This window comes from uncultured Parabacteroides sp. (assembly GCF_902493135.1).
In the GTDB taxonomy this organism is placed as follows: domain Bacteria; phylum Bacteroidota; class Bacteroidia; order Bacteroidales; family Tannerellaceae; genus Parabacteroides.
Genome location: NZ_CABUOD010000018.1, coordinates 70708 through 88667, shown reverse-complemented (window position 1 = coordinate 88667; position 17960 = coordinate 70708). Strand labels below are relative to the sequence as shown.

19 protein-coding genes are annotated in these 17960 nt (G+C 49.5%); 11 read left to right on the top strand and 8 right to left on the bottom strand.

Going from position 1 to position 17960, the window contains the following annotated elements; translation table 11 throughout:
- Positions 1–236 precede the first annotated feature (236 nt).
- The 6 genes from RDN79_RS10205 to RDN79_RS10180 all read left to right on the top strand — a co-directional run bounded on the left by RDN79_RS10205 (position 237) and on the right by RDN79_RS10180 (position 5479).
- Positions 237–452 carry a hypothetical protein gene (locus RDN79_RS10205; RefSeq protein WP_308573208.1) on the top strand — a complete coding sequence of 72 codons (216 nt, stop codon included), beginning with the start codon at positions 237–239 and terminating at the stop codon, positions 450–452.
- A gap of 25 nt (positions 453–477) precedes the next feature.
- Positions 478–1215, top strand: a complete 738-nt coding sequence (locus RDN79_RS10200) for a copper homeostasis protein CutC (RefSeq protein WP_298546931.1) — start codon at positions 478–480, stop codon at positions 1213–1215.
- Positions 1216–1310: 95 nt separating this feature from the next.
- Positions 1311–1505: a PspC domain-containing protein gene (locus tag RDN79_RS10195; protein WP_298546928.1), complete on the top strand. Its 195-nt coding sequence runs from the start codon at positions 1311–1313 to the stop codon at positions 1503–1505.
- 16 nt (positions 1506–1521) lie between these two features.
- Positions 1522–2541, top strand: a complete 1020-nt coding sequence (locus tag RDN79_RS10190; protein ID WP_298546926.1) for a hypothetical protein — start codon at positions 1522–1524, stop codon at positions 2539–2541.
- A 65-nt stretch (positions 2542–2606) separates the two neighbouring features.
- A complete protein-coding gene (uvrB, locus tag RDN79_RS10185; RefSeq protein WP_298546924.1) occupies positions 2607–4634 on the top strand; it encodes an excinuclease ABC subunit UvrB in 2028 nt (675 codons plus the stop codon).
- Positions 4635–4648: 14 nt separating this feature from the next.
- Positions 4649–5479, top strand: coding sequence for an N-acetylmuramoyl-L-alanine amidase-like domain-containing protein (locus RDN79_RS10180; RefSeq protein WP_298546922.1), 831 nt, complete (start codon positions 4649–4651; stop codon positions 5477–5479).
- 2 nt (positions 5480–5481) lie between these two features.
- On the opposite strand, the gene RDN79_RS10175 is transcribed toward RDN79_RS10180, so the two are convergent.
- A complete protein-coding gene (locus RDN79_RS10175; protein WP_374044505.1) occupies positions 5482–7662 on the bottom strand; it encodes a DUF5686 family protein in 2181 nt (726 codons plus the stop codon).
- Between the two features lie 129 nt (positions 7663–7791).
- On the opposite strand from RDN79_RS10175, the gene RDN79_RS10170 reads away from it, so the two are divergent.
- Positions 7792–8493: a Crp/Fnr family transcriptional regulator gene (locus RDN79_RS10170; RefSeq protein ID WP_298546918.1), complete on the top strand. Its 702-nt coding sequence runs from the start codon at positions 7792–7794 to the stop codon at positions 8491–8493.
- A gap of 6 nt (positions 8494–8499) precedes the next feature.
- Here the strand turns inward: RDN79_RS10170 and kdsA are convergent, their stop codons facing one another.
- From kdsA to prmA, 7 genes are all read right to left on the bottom strand, one after another.
- The gene (gene kdsA, locus RDN79_RS10165) at positions 8500–9306 is read right to left on the bottom strand and encodes a 3-deoxy-8-phosphooctulonate synthase (RefSeq protein ID WP_298546916.1); all 807 of its coding nucleotides are present in this window, start codon (positions 9304–9306) and stop codon (positions 8500–8502) included.
- A 73-nt stretch (positions 9307–9379) separates the two neighbouring features.
- Entirely contained in the window at positions 9380–10306 is a 927-nt protein-coding gene (gene miaA / locus RDN79_RS10160; protein ID WP_298546914.1) for a tRNA (adenosine(37)-N6)-dimethylallyltransferase MiaA, read from the bottom strand.
- 75 nt (positions 10307–10381) lie between these two features.
- Positions 10382–11392: a type I glyceraldehyde-3-phosphate dehydrogenase gene (gene gap / locus RDN79_RS10155; RefSeq protein WP_005641086.1), complete on the bottom strand. Its 1011-nt coding sequence runs from the start codon at positions 11390–11392 to the stop codon at positions 10382–10384.
- A gap of 182 nt (positions 11393–11574) precedes the next feature.
- On the bottom strand, positions 11575–11952 hold the full coding sequence (locus RDN79_RS10150; protein WP_298546910.1) for a hypothetical protein: 378 nt from the start codon (positions 11950–11952) through the stop codon (positions 11575–11577).
- Complete coding sequence (locus RDN79_RS10145; protein ID WP_298546908.1) at positions 11909–12319, bottom strand: phage holin family protein; 411 nt, start codon at positions 12317–12319, stop codon at positions 11909–11911. Before RDN79_RS10145 ends, RDN79_RS10150 begins: the two co-directional genes overlap by 44 nt.
- A 6-nt stretch (positions 12320–12325) precedes the next feature.
- Positions 12326–12547 (bottom strand): YtxH domain-containing protein, encoded by a 222-nt coding sequence (locus tag RDN79_RS10140; protein ID WP_115499077.1) that lies wholly within the window; start codon positions 12545–12547, stop codon positions 12326–12328.
- Positions 12548–12637: 90 nt separating this feature from the next.
- Positions 12638–13489, bottom strand: coding sequence for a 50S ribosomal protein L11 methyltransferase (prmA, locus tag RDN79_RS10135; RefSeq protein ID WP_298546903.1), 852 nt, complete (start codon positions 13487–13489; stop codon positions 12638–12640).
- Between the two features lie 386 nt (positions 13490–13875).
- On the opposite strand from prmA, the gene RDN79_RS10130 reads away from it, so the two are divergent.
- From RDN79_RS10130 to RDN79_RS10115, 4 genes are all read left to right on the top strand, one after another.
- On the top strand, positions 13876–16611 hold the full coding sequence (locus RDN79_RS10130) for an alpha-L-rhamnosidase (protein ID WP_298546901.1): 2736 nt from the start codon (positions 13876–13878) through the stop codon (positions 16609–16611).
- Between the two features lie 130 nt (positions 16612–16741).
- Positions 16742–17059 carry a 50S ribosomal protein L21 gene (gene rplU, locus RDN79_RS10125; RefSeq protein WP_075965130.1) on the top strand — a complete coding sequence of 106 codons (318 nt, stop codon included), beginning with the start codon at positions 16742–16744 and terminating at the stop codon, positions 17057–17059.
- A 22-nt stretch (positions 17060–17081) separates the two neighbouring features.
- A complete protein-coding gene (gene rpmA / locus RDN79_RS10120) occupies positions 17082–17348 on the top strand; it encodes a 50S ribosomal protein L27 (protein ID WP_005861909.1) in 267 nt (88 codons plus the stop codon).
- 74 nt (positions 17349–17422) lie between these two features.
- Entirely contained in the window at positions 17423–17959 is a 537-nt protein-coding gene (locus RDN79_RS10115) for a C40 family peptidase (protein ID WP_298546895.1), read from the top strand.
- Position 17960 lies beyond the last annotated feature (1 nt).

The following is a 17960-nucleotide window of genomic DNA, read 5'->3' as shown; positions in this document are numbered from 1 at the left end:
GAACCTTTGCCCGGAGTAGGCCGGACGGTTCAGCCTTGATCTTTTGGTTACTTTTGGATCAAGCCAAAAGTAACGGATAAATGTGTCCGTGAAAGTACTCTCTTTTATGACCTTGAACTTCGTTTTATTCTTTTATTTATACTGTAATATATTTATATACAGATGTTTGTGTGCTATTGCCGCTCTCCCTTTGTAAAATGTCTATTTTAATTGGAGCCCGGGCAGTTTTGGCAGATTTGGCAGACTTTTGTGTTTTGTGCGGTTGGGAGGCGGAAGATTTTGGGCAGACAGGTAGCCGTTTCCGTTTCGACAGGCATCCGTTTTCGCCTCGACAGGCATCCGTTTCCGTTTCGATGGGCATCCGCTTAGAGATGGATGCCTATGCAATTCCTGCATCTCTCTCCTGGGAATATAGGGAAGTTTCGCATAATAGTTTTATCTTTGTATATTAGAAAAAACAATAATGGTAAGATTCTTATGAAACCGACTCGTATTATCGAAATTTGTGCCAACTCCGCACAAAGCTGTGTGGAAGCAGAAGCCGGAGGAGCCAAACGTGTGGAACTTTGTGCCGGAATCCCGGAAGGGGGGACGACACCCAGCTACGGGGAGATCCGGACGGCGCAGGCACTCACTTCGTCTATCGATATAAATGTGATTATCCGTCCGCGTGGAGGCGACTTCCTCTATACGCCGGCAGAGATCCGGTCGATGTTGCTGGATATCGAACTGTGCAAGCAGTTGAAGGTGCACGGGGTCGTCTTCGGTTGCCTGACGAAAGACGGGGATATCGACCTCCCTTTGATGCGCCGGCTGATCGAGGCGGCCCAGCCGCTGTCCGTCACCTGCCATCGCGCCTTTGATGTTTGCCGCGACCCCTTTGCCGCTTTGGAGCAGTTGATCGAATTGGGCTGCGACCGCATCCTGACTTCCGGCCAGCAGTCCGATGCCGTGAAAGGGATTCCCCTCATTGCCGAGCTGGTGAAACGTGCGGCAGGACGGATCATCATCATGCCGGGGTGCGGAGTCCGGGAGAGCAACATCGCCCGCATCGAAGCGGAGACCGGGGCGAAGGAGTTCCATACATCCGCCCGCGGCATCGTCTACAGCAAGATGGAATACCGGAACGAGAATGTCCCGATGGGCAGCAGCATCGTTTCCTCCGAATTCGAGACGGTCGAGACGGACCGCAAGAAGGTGGCCGCCTATCTGTAGTGCCTCTTTTGGACTGTCGCAACTTTTGCGACGGTTGCCATGTTTGCTACTTGGAGTAGAAAATAACGTATTCACAATAAAAAAACAGAAGAACAATGGAAGAATCTAAAAAACTTTACCGTTCGAATAACGGGATGATAGCAGGCGTTTGTGCAGGTATTGCCGATTATTTCGGCTGGGACCCGACATTAGTGCGCATCGGTTATATAGTATTGAGTATCTTTACGGTCTTTTCCGGGGTGATCGCTTACCTGATCCTCTGGATGGTTATACCTAAACAACCTAAATAGTGAAAGGTGAAGCGGAATGAGTCGATGGAGCGGGGTGATTTTGGGCTTGATGGCGCTGGGTTTGTCTTGTACGCAACCGTCGGTGCAGGAAAAATACCAGAAAAGCCGGGACAAGGTGGTCGATGTGCAGGACAAGGTGGTGGAGATCGGGACCGGAGACGTGCTGGTTGGCAATAATAACCTGCTGTATGTGCTGGGCGATTATTTAATAGTCGTCGAGTATAACTGGACGGCGGTCGATAAGATCGTGCACCTGTTCGATCGGTTTACGTATAAGCCTGTTTTGAGTGCGGTAAACAAAGGGCAGGGGCCGGGAGAGATAGCCAATCCCGGAGTGTTGATTATGAATGAACGGAAGGGGTGTTTCTACTTCCCGGATAATGCCCGGATGAAGTTGTACACCTATGTCTTGGATAGCCTGCTGTCCGATCCTGATTATATGCCTACGGTCAAATGTACCTTCCCGGAAGACCGCGTGCCGAGCGATGTCGTCTATGTTTCCGACACGCTTTGCATCGGTGGAACGGTCGTCCCGATCGGGACAAATGACTTCAAGACGGCTGTCGGATGTTGGAATATGCAGACGGGGAAGGTCCGTCTGATGCCCTACGAACATCCGGAGATTAAAAAGAAACGAGCGGATTGCATCGTCTCGGAGGAGCATGGCATCTATGTGGATGTCTATTCGCGGGACGACCTGCTGACGATCTGTGACTTGGATGGAAATCTGAAATACAATGTTTATGGCCCGGAATGGCGGCATGGCGAGTGGAACGATGTCTATCGGCATATCGACGGCGTATTTTGCGGTGACAAGATCGTGACGGCTTATTCCGGGAAACATCGTCAGGAGAAAGACGGATTTACGGCTTCTCTGTTGCTGGTATTCGATTTGGACGGCAATTATCTGAAGACGCTCGATGTCGGTCGTCCGGTGGTCAGGCTCTGCTATGACGACCGCAACCAACGTTTGCTGTTGAGCATGAACGACGAGATGCAGTTTGGTTATCTCCCGTTGGATGAGTTGCTCCGGTAAAGCGGACGGTTTGCGAAGGACCGGATTTGCCTGAATACATAACTGTATAACTTATAAAGTAAAGAATGAACTTTGAACTATCTTCCCCATTCAGTCCGACGGGCGACCAGCCGGAAGCGATTGCGGCCCTGTCCGACGGTATAAAGAGTGGTGTGCCTTTCCAGACCTTGTTGGGGGTGACAGGGTCCGGAAAGACTTTCACTATCGCCAATGTGATCAAGGAGGTGCGGAAACCGACCTTGATCCTGAGCCATAACAAAACCCTCGCTGCCCAGCTATACAGCGAGTTCAAAGCCTTTTTCCCGAACAATGCCGTCGAGTATTTCGTCTCTTATTACGATTACTACCAGCCGGAGGCGTATCTTCCGACGACGGACACCTATATAGAAAAGGATTTGCAGATCAACGACGAGATCGATAAACTTCGTCTGCGTGCAACCGCTTCGCTGTTGTCGGGGCGGAAGGACGTCATCGTCGTTTCGTCTGTCTCCTGCCTGTATGGCATGGCGGACCCGACTGCCTTTGCCGAGAAGGTGGTGCATCTGGAGAAGGGGATGCGGATAGACCGGGATAGATTGTTGCGCCGCTTCGTGGATGCTCTTTATGTCAATAATAAGATAGAGTTCAACAGGGGGTGCTTTCGTGTGAACGGCGATACGGTCGATATCTTTCCGGCTATCGAAACTTTTGACGGGGCCGCCTACCGTATCGAGTTCTGGGACGACGAGGTGGACCGTATCTCTTCGTTCGACCCGCAGACCGGGCAGGAGATAGACGAGCAGGATGAACTGAACATCTATCCGACCAACCTCTTCGTGACTACCCAGGAACGTATCAATACCGCTATCGGGCAGATCGATGTCGACCTGGGGACGCAGGTGAATTTCCTGCGGGAGATCGGCAAGCCTTACGAGGCGAAACGTTTGTACGAGCGTGTCACGTTCGACTTGGAGATGATACGCGAGCTGGGGCATTGCTCCGGTATCGAGAACTATTCCCGCTATTTCGACGGTCGCCAGGCGGGTGAACGGCCTTTCTGTCTGCTCGATTATTTCCCGAAAGACTTTCTGTTGGTGGTCGACGAGAGCCACGTGACGATCCCGCAGATACGGGCGATGTACGGAGGCGATTATTCCCGCAAGAAGAACCTGGTGGAATATGGGTTCCGCCTGCCGGCAGCGATGGATAACCGCCCGTTGACGTTCGACGAGTTCGAGTCGCTGACCCCGCTGGCGATTTACGTGAGTGCGACGCCTGCCGACTACGAACTGGAGAAGAGCGAAGGGATCGTGGTGGACCAGGTGATCCGCCCGACAGGCTTGCTCGACCCGGTTATCGAGGTGCGTCCGACGCTCAACCAGATCGACGACCTGATGGAGGAGATCACGCAACGTGCCGCTGTGGACGAGCGGGTCTTGGTGACGACCTTGACGAAGCGTATGGCGGAGGAACTGACTGCTTACCTGATGCGCATGGGAATCCGTTGCAACTATATCCATAGCGATGTCGATACGTTGGAACGCATCCAGATCATGGATGATTTGCGGAAAGGATTGTTCGACGTGCTGATCGGCGTCAACCTGCTGCGTGAAGGGCTTGACTTGCCGGAAGTCTCTTTGGTCGCTATCTTGGATGCCGACAAGGAAGGGTTCCTGCGCTCGCACCGTTCGCTGACGCAGACGGCCGGACGTGCCGCCCGAAACGTGAACGGGAAGGTGATCTTCTATGCCGACAAGATAACGGACAGTATGCGCCTGACGATGGACGAAACGGCCCGCAGGCGTGAGAAACAGCTTGCCTATAACGAGAAACATGGCATTACGCCTAAGCAGGTCATCAAAAACAGCGTTTCCCTGGTAGCGGAGAAACAACAGCCGGTTACCGGCGAACCGTATGCTTACGTGGAACCGGAACCCAGCCTGGTTGCAGACCCGGTAGTTCAGTATATGAACCGTAAACAGCTTGAGAAAGCGATCGAACGGACGAAGAAGCAGATGATGGAGGCGGCCAAGAAGCTGGACTTTATCGAAGCCGCGCAGTTCCGTGACGAACTGGTGAAGTTAGAAGATTTGTTAATGACAAAGAAAGATTAAAATCGGATCAGGAGATGAAACGGGAACTATTTTATTTGTTCTTTTTAGCCTTTCTTTCCCTGTCCGGAAAGGCGCAGGGGGATAAGGATATCTACGGACGCTATTGTGCGGCAATGAAGGAGAAAGCGGCTTTGCCGGTTGGTGACCTGATGGTGGAGACCGCCCGTTTCTTCCTGGGAACTCCTTATGTGGCCGGGACACTGGAGGAGGTGCCCGAAAGACTGGTCATTAACCTGCATGGCCTGGATTGCATGACTTTGGTGGAGAATACGGTCGCTTTGGCCTGGTCTGTCAAGCATCGTCCCGCCTATGACGGGTATGCTTCTGCCTTGAAAGATATGCGTTACCGGAATCCCGGCAACGTGACGCCCGATTATACGGACCGCCTCCATTATACGACCGACTGGATATATGAGAACGAAAAGAGAGGGTATCTGAAGGATGTCACGAAAGAGATCGGGGGGCAGCCGCTTACGCTCGACCTCTCCTTTATGTCTACGCACCCCGATAGCTATCGGCAGTTGAAAGGCAATCCGGAGCGGATCGCGGCAATGGCGGCGAAGGAACAGGAGATTAACGCCCGTCCGCACTTTTATATTCCGCAGGATGAAATCAATGCGCATGCCGGCCAAATCAGGAATGGCGATATCGTCTGTTTTGTCACGACCGTGAGAGGGCTGGATATCTCACACGTCGGCATTATCTGCCGGGAAGGGGATAAACTTACTTTTATCCATGCCTCGACCTCCCGGAAACGGGTGGTCGTGAACGAAGAACCCTTGCAGGAGTATGTGCAGGGTGTCAAGCGCAACTGCGGTATCATGATTGTCCGCCCGCAGTTCTGAACTTACTGGAAGAGTTCGAACGCGAACTTGAATCCGATCCCGTCATATTTCAATTTGTCGAACCCGACGAAGGCGGCGACGTTGAAGATATGGTTACCGAAACCGTATCCGATCTCCGTGTAACTGGGTTTGACCGGCATCCATAACTGGCTGAGATAAAAACGTTCGGAGATGATGTACTTGGTGGCTTCCGGCTTGAATAGCTGGAAGAGCATGAACGGGCTTTCGTACATGACATGTGCCTGGACATACTTGTCGGATGCGTTGAACCATACGCTCCTTAGCTGGTGGAAGACACCTCCGAAATCGTCTCCTCCCCATGATTCGGGGAAGTTGTGCCGTGTGAAATACCGGTAGTCGGCAAAGTAGGTCGACTTCTGGGCCGTATAGAGTCCTCCGCTGACATGGTAGTTGAACCGGCGGGACAGCCCCAGGTAGATGCTCTGGTGGATATCGGCTTCCATGCGTCCGTAATTGCCGCTGCTGTTCCATACGCCCGGTATGGCTCGCCCGAACTCGATGGAGACGGTCGGGTAGTAGGAGTAGAGGTATTCTTTACGATAGCCGTCCATCCAGTAGTATTGTCTGGGCGTGTAGGAAAAACCGATCGTGGGAATGAAATCGTGATAGTTCTCGTTGATGATCTCCGTCACGTCGTCTCCCGGATCTCTTGCGCTTTTCCGGGTGGGGATGCGGCGGTGGTAGGAGATGCCGGTGGTCATCTGGAAACCGTTGAACAGTTCGATCTGGTTCTTAAGCTCTATATAATAGTGCTTGAAGTATTCGAGGTCCAGGTTCTCGAAATTGAAAGTGGAGTCTTTCAACTGTTCGTTGATTTCGTTCATGATCTTGGAGGAATATCCCTGGTTGGTGTTTCCAAGGCTGAGGCTCAGGGCGCCCCGTTTCTCCGGAAGATATTCCCAGTCTCCCCCGAACTTGAAGAACAGCTCTTTTCGTTTGAACACGAAACCGATTTCAGGCCGGAAACGCAGTTGGCGGTCCTTCTTGAATGTCTTGCTGAAACGGAGCTGTTGCCTGTAGGTGATGCCGTTCCGTCCGGAATAGCCCAACTGGAAGGGGTTGAGGATGCCGGAGTATTTCAGACGGGTCGTTTTATAATCGAGATTGATGGTGTTGGTCAGGCGCTCTGTTATTTTCAGGTATTTCTGGATGTTGCTCGTGTCGTTGGCCTGAGTCGTCTTGACAATTGTCTTTTCGTACTTGGTCTCTTCTTCCTGAGTCAGCGGGACGTCCCGTTTGTTTTTCCAGTAGCTGTTGTCGTTGATGATCGGGATCGTATCGGACGATAGCCGGTAGTATCCGGTCAGGTCGAGGGAACGGTATTTTTTGCTCTCATAGTCTTCTTCCACCCATTCGACTGCTTCGTATTTGAATGAGGTGTGGTAATAACTGGCAATGGCATTTCCCAATACGTGATACCGGAGGAAGAGGTCTGCCTTTTGCGGCAGGATGAAATGGCGGTAATCCCGTCCGAATGTCATGACCAGATTGAATTCGGCGAAGGAGAAACGCCCGTTTACGTCGATCTTGTCGATGTGCCAGTCTTTGTCGGTGATGTACAGGTCCCCGCAAATGAGCTTCTGGCTCCATAGCTTGGGCATGAAACGGATCTTGTATATTTTCAGGTTCTCGTTTATTTCGATGCTTTCCAGGTTGAAATTGTAGTATTTGAATGCTTCGTTGGCTACCGGCATGATGATCCCTTCGTTGTAGATGGTCGGCGAATAGACGTTCAGGTTCAGGAACGTCAAGACTTCCTGCTGTTTTGTGCCGTTGGGGATGCTGTTCCCGTTTATCGCTTCGAAGCTGTGCAGGTAGTTGTTGGGGGCGTTGAACTTGGAGTGGCTGACCATCTCGAAGATCATGTCCTTGTTCTTCCTGTCTACCGGGAAAAGGTGATGGGCGAAACGCATCAGGATATTTTGTTTGAGGATCTCGGTCTTGCCTTTGATATAGATTTCGGCCTCGTAGCGGGAAACGACTGTTTTGTATTTGTCGGCTTGCTCGATCACCATCTTCATAATGGAATCCCCTTGCTGTGAGGACACCGTTTTGGGAGACCGGCCCAGCAATAATAGATTTCCATAACTACCGTCGGGGTTAGCTAAGACATTTACTGCGGTAAAAAGCAGAGTGATTATATAAAAATACTTTTTCAACAAATTATCGTCTCTTTCTTTACAAACGTAACGAATAAAATCGAATTTTTATTCATTTATCGTATTAAACTTATTCAGCTTTTAAAAGAAAAGTAGTACATTTGTGCTTCACAAGTATGTTATATAGCAGTCGTGGTTAAACAACAAAAAGAAGAGGTCGATCTATCGGCCAGTTTGGCAGAAGTCTGGAGAGTCCTGACCGAAAAGGAGCGGGATGTTCTCCGTAATAATTCGACGATCCAGCATTTCAAACGTAATGAGTTGATCTATTGCGAGGGCGACGAACCGAGAGATATGATGTGCTTATTAAAGGGCAAGGTGAAAATCTTTAAAGAAGGTGTCGGCGGACGAAGCCAGATCATCCGGATGATTAAACCGGTGCAGTACTTTGGCTACCGGGCAAACTTTGCTCAGGAAAACTACCTGACGAATGCTTCTGCTTTTGAGGCTTCGACGGTATGCATGATCCCTATGACCATCGTTACGGATCTTTTGATGGGGAATGCGAACCTTGCCATGTTCTTTATCCGCCAACTTTCTCTCGATTTAGGAATCGCTGACGAGCGTACGGTCAACCTTACCCAGAAACATATCCGAGGACGTTTGGCGGAATCTTTGTTGTTCCTGAAAGACAGTTACGGTTTGGAGGAAGATGGGGCGACGTTGAGTATTTATCTTTCTCGCGAAGATTTGGCTAATCTTTCGAATATGACGACTTCGAATGCAATCCGTACCTTGTCCACATTTGTCGCCGAGCGTATTATCGCAATCGACGGTCGGAAGATCAAGCTGATAGACGAGGACAAGCTCAAAAAGATAAGTAAGATGGGATAACTGATTTCATTTCCCGATCGCTTTCCGTATCCGCACCAACTTCTCCAACAGTCCTTCCAGCAAGTCGAGTTGCAACATGTTCGCACCGTCGGATTTGGCTTGGGAGGGCTCCGGATGGGTTTCGATGAATAGTCCGTCAGCTCCGACGGCAATGGCTGCTTTGGCTATCGTTTCGATCAGGGCAGGGAGTCCGCCTGTCACGCCTGATGTCTGGTTGGGCTGTTGCAGGGAGTGGGTGACGTCCATGACAACGGGATAGCCGAACTGCTGCATTTGAGGGATTCCGCGGTAGTCGACAACCAGATCCGTATATCCGAATGTAGTGCCTCTTTCCGTAATCATGACGTTGCCGTTCCCGGCGTCGGCTACTTTTTGTACGGCAAATTGCATGGCTCCGGGCGAAAGGAACTGTCCTTTTTTGATATTGACGATCTTGCCTGTCTTGGCGGCAGCGACCAACAGGTCTGTCTGCCGGCAGAGGAAAGCCGGGATTTGCAGGACATCCACATACTCGGCAGCCATTGCTGCTTCAGCCGTTTCGTGAATGTCGGTCACGGTCGGGATGCCGAACGTCTCGCCTACCTTGCGGAGAATCTTCAGCGCTTTCTCATCGCCTATGCCTGTGAAGGAATCCAGTCGCGAGCGGTTGGCTTTCCGGTACGATCCTTTGAATACATACGGGATATCCAGCTTATTCGTGATGCCGACTACTTTCTCTGCAATACGCAATGCCATATCTTCTCCTTCTATCACGCAGGGCCCTGCCATCAGAAAGAAATTATCCTTATTCTTTAAATCATTCACTGTTATCATAATAATGTATATAAATTGTTTTGCTTCAAAATCTGGCAGATATGAAACTGAATGTCCCACTCAAGAACCAGGTTCAAATCTTCTTATATTTCAATAACTCCAATGTCTTCTCTATCTTTTCTTCCGTCGGCAATGTCGCGTCTATCCAATGAATGGTGCTTCCACGACGCTCCATTCCCCGGAACCAGGTCATTTGCCGTTTGGCAAACTGGTGGATAGCGATCTCCAACTGGGAAACCATATCTTCGTATGACAGTTCGCCTATTATATATAATGTAAGATATTTGTATTCCAGCCCGTAGTAGATCAGGTCTTCCGGCTTGACTCCGGAGGCAATGATCCCTTTTACTTCGTCGATCATCCCTTCGTCCAGACGGGCATGCAGGCGGCGGGAAATCTTTTCGCGCCGTAGTTCCCGGTCTATGTCGATGCCGATGATCAGGCTGTCGACCGGATCATATTCATTGGCATCCGGCGCTTCGTTCTTATAATACTCTTCTATTTCGATGGCCCGGATGGCCCGTTGGGCGGTATCCACATCTGTCTTGTTGTGAAGGACCTTGTAGCCGGCAAGTATCTGTTCCAGTTCCGGGAGCGACTTCTCTTTCAACGACTCGCGCAACTCCGGGTTCTGGGGGACATCCAAGAGCTTATATCCTTTCAGTACGGCTTCTATGTACATACCTGTACCGCCACACAGAATCGGCAGTTTCCCTTTTTCCCGGATTGCTTCATAAGCCCGGAAGAAATCATGCTGGTATTCGAATACGTTATATTTATATCCCGGATCGCAGATGTCGATCAGGTGGTAAGGAATCGCTTTCCCGTTTACCGTATAGTCGGCCAGGTCCTTTCCGGTTCCGATATCCATCGAACGGTAGATCTGTCTGGAGTCGGCGCTGATGATCTCCGTGTCCAGCCGGGCGGCGAGTGCTGCGGCAAATGTAGTTTTGCCGGATGCTGTCGGCCCTAAAACAGTGATAAGTTGATAAGCATCCATAAGTGATACAAAGATATACAAAAAAAGCCGCAACCCGAAGGATGCGGCTTTCAAACTATATAATCTTATGTGTGATTAGCAGTTTACAGATGCCATGTGAGCGATCAGGTCAAGAACCTTGTTAGAATAACCGATTTCGTTATCATACCAAGAAACAACCTTTACGAATGTATCTGTCAAAGCGATACCAGCCTTAGCATCGAAGATAGAAGTACGAGTGTCACCTAAGAAGTCGGAAGAAACGACTGCATCTTCAGTGTAACCCAGTACGCCTTTCAGTTCGCCTTCAGAAGCTTCCTTCATTGCAGCGCAGATTTCAGCGTAAGTAGCCGGTTTAGCCAAGTTAACTGTCAAGTCAACAACAGAAACGTCCAGAGTCGGAACACGCATTGACATACCCGTCAGTTTGCCGTTCAGTTCAGGAATAACTTTACCTACAGCCTTGGCAGCACCTGTGGAAGAAGGGATGATGTTGCCGGAAGCGGCACGGCCACCTCTCCAGTCCTTCATAGACGGACCGTCAACAGTCTTCTGAGTAGCAGTTGTAGAGTGAACGGTTGTCATCAAACCGTCTGTGATACCCCATTTGTCATTCAAAACCTTAGCGATAGGAGCCAAACAGTTTGTAGTACAAGAAGCGTTAGAAACGAACTGAGTACCTTTAACATATGATTTTTCGTTTACACCGCAAACGAACATAGGAGTTGCATCCTTGGAAGGAGCAGACATAACTACATATTTAGCGCCGGCTTCGATATGAGCCTGAGCCTTTTCCTGAGTCAGGAACAAACCAGTAGATTCTACTACGTATTCAGCGCCTACTGCATCCCACTTCAAATCAGCCGGATTGCGTTCTGCTGTTACGCGGATTTCTTTACCGTTTACGATCAGCTTGCTGTTTTCAACGTCAGCTTCGATAGTTCCGTCGAACTGACCGTGCATTGTGTCGTATTTCAGCATGTATGCCAAGTAATCAACCGGGCAAAGGTCGTTAATACCTACGATCTGAATGTCGCTTCTCTTCTGAGCAGCACGGAAAACGAAACGTCCGATACGGCCGAAACCGTTAATACCTACTTTAATCATTGTAATAAAACTTTTATGGGTTTATTAAAAATATTACTTATCTCCACTTTTACTTAACAGTTGCAAGGAATATGCATTCGTCGCACCTTGTTTTTAACGACTGCAAAGTTAGTCATTTTTTTTATTGTACAGGATTTGGAACGAGAAAAATATGTCCTCTAACATAAATTAATTGTTGAGGCTCATTTCTTTTTCTTAAAAAGTTTCTTGATTATCCACCTCTGGACTTTCTGGATGCCCCAGGCGGTCAATAACGGGCGTGCAACGTCCCATGCGACGGGCAATAGTCCTTGTGCCACAGAAAGATAATCGGCAAAGCCCAATGACATGGATGGCGCTTCCGGCGTTTGTGCGGGCCGATTGCTTTCCGCCCCTTTGGATTTGGCTTTTGTGTTGGGAAATAAGAGTGCGGAGACACCTGAAAGTAACAACGTTCCGGCATTCTCTTGTATGTAGGAGAAATCGGCATTCAGTTTCTGTTCCTGTATCGTGCATTCCTGTTGGATGCGGCGGCGGTCAGAAATCAGTTTCTCCAGCGGTGTCTGTTGCGGATGGTTCATTGTCTGTCTCGTTTGTTTTATCATCATTTGTTGTCAATGCGGAGATCACAACGTTTAATACTTTAATGCCGATTCTGTCTTTGTTCATAATAATGATGCCGATCAGCAGCAGATAGAGCACGGCTACCACGCCGAATCCCGAACCTACCGAACCGAACACGTCCCCCAGGAAAAAACCTAAAGCGAGGAAAATGAACAGAATCGCAAAGAAAGCCAGAAATAATAAAATAACACCGTACGAGAGAACGGCAATAACCTTTCCCGTTCTCTCATATGTGTTCAATTTTAGGAGTTCGAGCTTCAACTCCACGTAAGCCGAAACGTCTTTTTTCAGCTCGCGGAAGATTTCACCTGAGTCTTTCTCCATACAGAATTATTCAGCTACGATTTCTTCAGTAGTTTTTGCAACTTCGGCTTTTCCTTCTTTGTATTTGGCAAGAGCTGAATTGAAGCCTTCTTTTACTTTGCCCACTACACCGTTCAATTCTTCCAGTAGTTGTTCTCTTTTATCTGTTGCTGCCAGATAACCCACTGCGGCGCCGACGGCTGCACCAACTACTAATCCCAGTAATAATTTAGAATCTACGTTTTTCATAACTCTTTCTTTTTATAATGTTGCTACTAAGATAACGAATATACTTGAATGATGGTTTATTTTGGCCTTGACTTTTTGGGTTAATTAATGTTATTGTTTCCGGACTTTCACCGCAGCCCAATTATTCTTCTCTGTGTGCGACAACAATGCCAATCCGTTACGTTTGCACTCTTCTTCAATGGCGGGAATGTCTTGCACATAGAAGCCGCTCATGTAAAGAAAACCTCCCGTTTTCATGCACTCGCCGTAATGGCGGATGTCATTCAGCAGGATATTCCGGTTGATGTTTGCAAACACGATGTCGAACGTTCCGAATGCCGGGATCTGTTCGGCTCCCCCAAGGGCGATCCGGATATCGCCCGTATTGTTGAGGCGGATGTTTTCGAGCGCGTTGTTGTAGGCCCATTCGTCTATGTCGATGCCCACCACGCGTCCGGCTCCTTTCATACGGGCGAGTATGGCGAGCACGGCTGTCCCGCAACCCATGTCGAGCAGTTCCTTGCCGGCGAGGTCCAGTTCGAGCATCTCGCTGATCATCAGGAATGTCGTCTCATGGTTGCCGGTCCCGAATGCCATCTTCGGATCGATGATGATGTTGTAGGCGTAACCCGGCTCGTGTTCGTGGAAGGAAGCGCGGATGATGCACTCCTTTCCGATGCGGATCGGCTTGAAATAGTTTTTTTCCCATTCTTCGTTCCAGTCCTTGCTTTCCACGAGTGTTTCGGTAAAACGGATTTCCACGTTTTCCAGCGGGAATCCGGCAAGTTTGTCCTGCAATCCTTTTACATTATATGACTGGTCGGAAATATATCCTTGCAACCCGTTTTCGGTTTCGGCAAAACTTTCAAAGCCGATTTCTCCCAGCTCGGCAGCCAGCACGTCGTTGATGATGGAAGTCTCGACAGGAGAGGTGTATGTGAATGTGAGTTCGTAATAATTCATATCGTTCTTTCTTTTAGTCCTTAATTACAGGCAAAAGTACTTAATTTGCTTTAGGAATGCAACCGGATGTCTTTTTGATTTGATGCAAGTGTAATTTGTTTTCTGCCTTGTCGTGTATGTATTCTGCGTTGTCGTATAAATTCTTGGCATTGTCGTGTATGTTCTCGACAATGTCGAAAACAAACTACACTTGCATCGGATTGGAAACGGGTGCGAATCGAGCCGATTCTTCCCTTCTACCGGTCCGGCAAGCGATCGCAAGGCGGCTTCCGGTTCTTTTTTATCAAAATCATAAGATATAAAATCATTTTTAGAAATGGGATCTGTGAAGAAATCGTTTCCTTTGAAAACAAAGTCATGCTATTAACAGATTAAATCGCAACGATATGAAAAAGACAGCTTTATTGCTTCTGGTCGCTTTGGTCCTGGGATGGGCGGGATGTTCGTCCGATTCGACCGTCGAAGTGAAGAACCTCCGGTTGGAGATGAAAGAAAATCCTTTGGGAATCAATGTGGTGCAACCCCGTTTCTCCTGGCAGATCGCTTCCGGCAAACCGGACTTGAAGCAGACGGCCTATCAGATACAGGTGGCTGCTTCTCCTGAACAATTGGAATCCGGTGACGGACTTTTGTGGGATTCGGGCGTGGTCCGTTCGGACGAGTCGGTGCTGGTGCCATATGCCGGAAAGGCGCTGGAATCGGGAAAACCTTACTATTGGCGTGTGAAATTGACGACCAACCAGGGGGATACTCCCTGGAGCGATGCCGGCAGCTGGTCGATGGCCCTGCTCGATGATTCGGAATGGGAGGCGACTTGGATCGGCGAAGATTCCCTCTCCAATCCGGGTGAGGAGATAGGAGTGGCCGGCGGAAACAATAAAACACGCTTGGCCGCCCGATACCTGCGTAAAGAGTTTGCGGCGGATAAGGCGGTGGAAAGAGCCGTCTTGTATATTTCCGGCCTTGGTTCGTATGAGGCTTACCTGAACGGAAAGAAAGTGAGCGAGGACGTGTTTGCCCCGATGCCGTCCCTGTATTCTAAACGTATATATTATAATGTATATGATGTAACAGATTTGATGGCTCCCGACAAGAATACGTTGGGGGTGATTCTGGGGAACGGCCGTTTCTTCTCGATGCGTAATCCGGGGATGAAAACATTCGGCTTGCCCCGTTTGCTTGCGCAGCTCCGGATCGAATATGCCGACGGTTCGCAGGCGACGGTCGCCAGTGATACGTCTTGGAAAATCACCTCGAAAGGCCCGATCGTCGCAAATAACGAATTTGATGGCGAAGAATATGATGCCCGCCTCGAGATGGATGGTTGGAACACGAACGGTTTCGACGACGGCGCATGGAAGACTCCCGATGTGATGGAGGCTCCTGCGGGCAAACTGACCGCACAGCAGAACCCGAATATCCGCGTACAGGAAACGTTGAAGCCGGTTGCCGTTTTTGATCGTCCCGATGGAAAGTATATCCTGGACATGGGGCAGAACATGGTCGGCTGGCTCTCTGTCGACCTGAAAGGAAAGAAGGGCAAACCCGTATCGATGAAGTTTGCCGAATTGTTGCAGAAAGACGGCTCGCTCTATCTGGCCAACCTGCGTACCGCACAGGTGACCGACGTGTACACTCCGGCCGAAGACGGTGATTTCAGCTGGCAGCCCCGCTTCGTCTATCATGGTTTCCGTTTTGTGGAAGTTTCGGGGCTTGATTATAAACCGGAGCTGTCTGCGTTTACCGGGCATGTGATTTATGACGAGATGGCGACAACCGGACGTTTTGAAACATCCGACCCGCTGGTCAACCGGATCCATAAGAATTCGTATTGGGGAATCCGTAGTAATTATCGCGGAATGCCGACCGACTGCCCGCAGCGTGACGAACGTCTCGGCTGGTTGGGCGACCGTGCGACGGGCGCTTACGGCGAAGCCTTTATTTTCAATAATGCCCAGCTGTATAACAAATGGTTGCAGGATATCGAGGACTCCATGAGCCCGGAAGGAAGCATCTCGGATGTCTCCCCGAATTACTGGACGATCTATGCCGATGACGTGACCTGGCCGTCCGCTTTCTTCTATGTGGCCGATATGCTGTATCGCCAGTTCGGCGACGACAGCGCGATCCGTGCCCATTATCCGGCCATGAAACGCTGGATGGCGCATATGGAAGAGGCGACCATGAAGGACTATATCATGACGAAAGACCAGTATGGCGACTGGTGCATGCCTCCCGAATCGCAGGAACTGATCCATTCCAAGGATCCTGCCCGCAAGACAGACGGCGCTATTCTCAGCACGACTGTCTATTATGATTTGCTGAATAAGATGATCGGCTTCGCCCGTATCTGCGGACAGGATGCCGACATCCCCGGCTATGAATCCCTGGCCGCTAAAATGAAGACGGCTTATAATGCCAAATTCTTTAATAAGGAAACGGCGGAGTATGGCAATAATACGGTTACGGCCAATATCCTCTCCCTGCGTCTCGGACTTGTGCCGGAAGGATATGAAGGGAAGGTCTTCGCCAATATCGTGGAAAAGACGGAGGGGGATTTTAACGGGCATGTGAGTACCGGAGTCTTGGGAATCCAGCACCTGATGCGCGGACTGACCGAGTACGGGCGGGTCGACATGGCCTATAAGATCCTGACGAACGAGACTTATCCGAGTTGGGGATATATGATTAAGAACGGTGCGACGACCATCTGGGAACTTTGGAACGGCGATACGGCTGATCCGGCCATGAACTCCGCCAACCATGTGATGTTGCTCGGCGACCTGCTGATCTGGTACTACGAAGACCTGGCCGGCATCAAATGCGCACCCGATGCAGTCGGTTTCAAAAAGTTGGTGATGGAGCCTGTTTTCCCTGATGGCCTTGACGAAGTTTCCGCCTCTTACAGTTCGGTGTACGGAGAGATCGAGAGTGCATGGACCAAGAAGGAGGGCGACTTTAGCTGGGACATCACGTTGCCGGGCAATACGTCGGCGATCGTCCGGATTCCGAAGAAATATAATGTGACGGTCGGTAACCTGCCGGGCGTACGCAGAGTTTCGGCAACGGAAGGATATATGGAAGTCGAGATTGGTTCGGGAAGCTATCATTTTGGAAAATAGTTTCAAAAAGATTTGGATGATACCTCGGGAAACCGTAATTTTGCGCTCTGAATTCTGCAGGAGGTAAACAAGTGATGCTTAGAAGCGTATCCACCTCCGGGACATAACCTGTTTAAATATATAAAGACAGATGTACGTAATCGTAGAAATTAACGGACAGCAGTTCAAGGCTGAAGAAGGAAAGAAGTTGTTCGTTCATCACATTCAGAACGCAGAAAGCGGTGCTGTTGTGGAATTTGAAAAAGTGTTGTTGGTTGACAACAACGGCGAAGTAAAAGTAGGTGTTCCTACCGTAGAAGGCGCAAAGGTAGTATGCGAAGTACTGTCTCCGCTGGTAAAAGGTGAAAAGGTGCTGATCTTCCACAAGAAGAGAAGAAAAGGTTATCGTAAACTGAACGGTCACCGTCAGCAGTTCACTGAAGTGAGTGTAAAAGAAATTGTTGCTTAACGTTTAAAGGAGAAAAGAAGAAATGGCACATAAGAAAGGTGTGGGTAGTTCTAAGAACGGCCGTGAATCACAAAGTAAGAGATTAGGTGTTAAGCTTTTCGGTGGCGAAGTTGCTAAAGCTGGCAACATCATCGTCCGTCAGAGAGGAACCGTTCATCATCCGGGTGAAAACGTAGGTATCGGTAAAGACCATACGTTGTATGCTTTGGTCGATGGCGTGGTAACTTTCCGCAGAGGCAAAGAAAACCGTTCTTTCGTTTCTGTAAAAGAAGTGGTAGCAGAAGCATAAGTACCGGTTACATAGAATAAGAAAAAAGGATATTCGCTTGGCGGATATCCTTTTTTTGTATCTTTGTCAACATCATGACTCGTAGGAATTTTATCACACTTCATATCAAAATACTGTTGTTGGTCCTGGCGCTTACGTCGTGCGGCAGTAAAAAGCAACGCGTGGCCTTGCCATCGGACTTTAAAGGACCGAAAGAGCTATCCCGTCTCTATGGCGTCCGCCTGACTCCGAACGACAATATATTTTTGTACAACGAAGGGGCCAAATGGCTTGGTGTCCCTCACCGTATGGGAGGATTGACGAAGAGGGGAGTGGACTGTTCCGGCTTTGTGGCGATCGTGTACCGTGAAGTGTATGGAAAACAGTTGGCCCGTTCGTCGGCCGATATGCTGAAACACAATTGCAAGAAAGTCAGCCGTGCCAACCTGAAGGAAGGCGACCTGGTCTTTTTCCGGACGGGCAAGGGAAAGAAGAAAGTGCCCAACCACGTCGGGATCTATCTGAAAAACGGAAAGTTCATTCACACCAGCACTTCGAGTGGCGTGATCGTCAGCAGTTTGAGTGAACCTTATTATGTCCGGTCGTGGCTTACAGGCGGACGGGTGAAGTAGG

What these genes read in the sequence shown, in the direction of transcription:
- RDN79_RS10200 (WP_298546931.1), top strand. Translation starts at nt 478, where the DNA reads ATGAAACCGACTCGTATTATCGAAATTTGTGCCAACTCCGCACAAAGC.
- RDN79_RS10195 (WP_298546928.1), top strand. Translation starts at nt 1,311, where the DNA reads ATGGAAGAATCTAAAAAACTTTACCGTTCGAATAACGGGATGATAGCA.
- RDN79_RS10190 (WP_298546926.1), top strand. Translation starts at nt 1,522, where the DNA reads ATGAGTCGATGGAGCGGGGTGATTTTGGGCTTGATGGCGCTGGGTTTG.
- uvrB (WP_298546924.1), top strand. Translation starts at nt 2,607, where the DNA reads ATGAACTTTGAACTATCTTCCCCATTCAGTCCGACGGGCGACCAGCCG.
- RDN79_RS10180 (WP_298546922.1), top strand. Translation starts at nt 4,649, where the DNA reads ATGAAACGGGAACTATTTTATTTGTTCTTTTTAGCCTTTCTTTCCCTG.
- kdsA (WP_298546916.1), bottom strand. Translation starts at nt 9,306, where the DNA reads ATGATAACAGTGAATGATTTAAAGAATAAGGATAATTTCTTTCTGATG.
- miaA (WP_298546914.1), bottom strand. Translation starts at nt 10,306, where the DNA reads ATGGATGCTTATCAACTTATCACTGTTTTAGGGCCGACAGCATCCGGC.
- gap (WP_005641086.1), bottom strand. Translation starts at nt 11,392, where the DNA reads ATGATTAAAGTAGGTATTAACGGTTTCGGCCGTATCGGACGTTTCGTT.
- RDN79_RS10150 (WP_298546910.1), bottom strand. Translation starts at nt 11,952, where the DNA reads ATGAACCATCCGCAACAGACACCGCTGGAGAAACTGATTTCTGACCGC.
- RDN79_RS10145 (WP_298546908.1), bottom strand. Translation starts at nt 12,319, where the DNA reads ATGGAGAAAGACTCAGGTGAAATCTTCCGCGAGCTGAAAAAAGACGTT.
- RDN79_RS10140 (WP_115499077.1), bottom strand. Translation starts at nt 12,547, where the DNA reads ATGAAAAACGTAGATTCTAAATTATTACTGGGATTAGTAGTTGGTGCA.
- prmA (WP_298546903.1), bottom strand. Translation starts at nt 13,489, where the DNA reads ATGAATTATTACGAACTCACATTCACATACACCTCTCCTGTCGAGACT.
- RDN79_RS10130 (WP_298546901.1), top strand. Translation starts at nt 13,876, where the DNA reads ATGAAAAAGACAGCTTTATTGCTTCTGGTCGCTTTGGTCCTGGGATGG.
- rplU (WP_075965130.1), top strand. Translation starts at nt 16,742, where the DNA reads ATGTACGTAATCGTAGAAATTAACGGACAGCAGTTCAAGGCTGAAGAA.
- rpmA (WP_005861909.1), top strand. Translation starts at nt 17,082, where the DNA reads ATGGCACATAAGAAAGGTGTGGGTAGTTCTAAGAACGGCCGTGAATCA.
- RDN79_RS10115 (WP_298546895.1), top strand. Translation starts at nt 17,423, where the DNA reads ATGACTCGTAGGAATTTTATCACACTTCATATCAAAATACTGTTGTTG.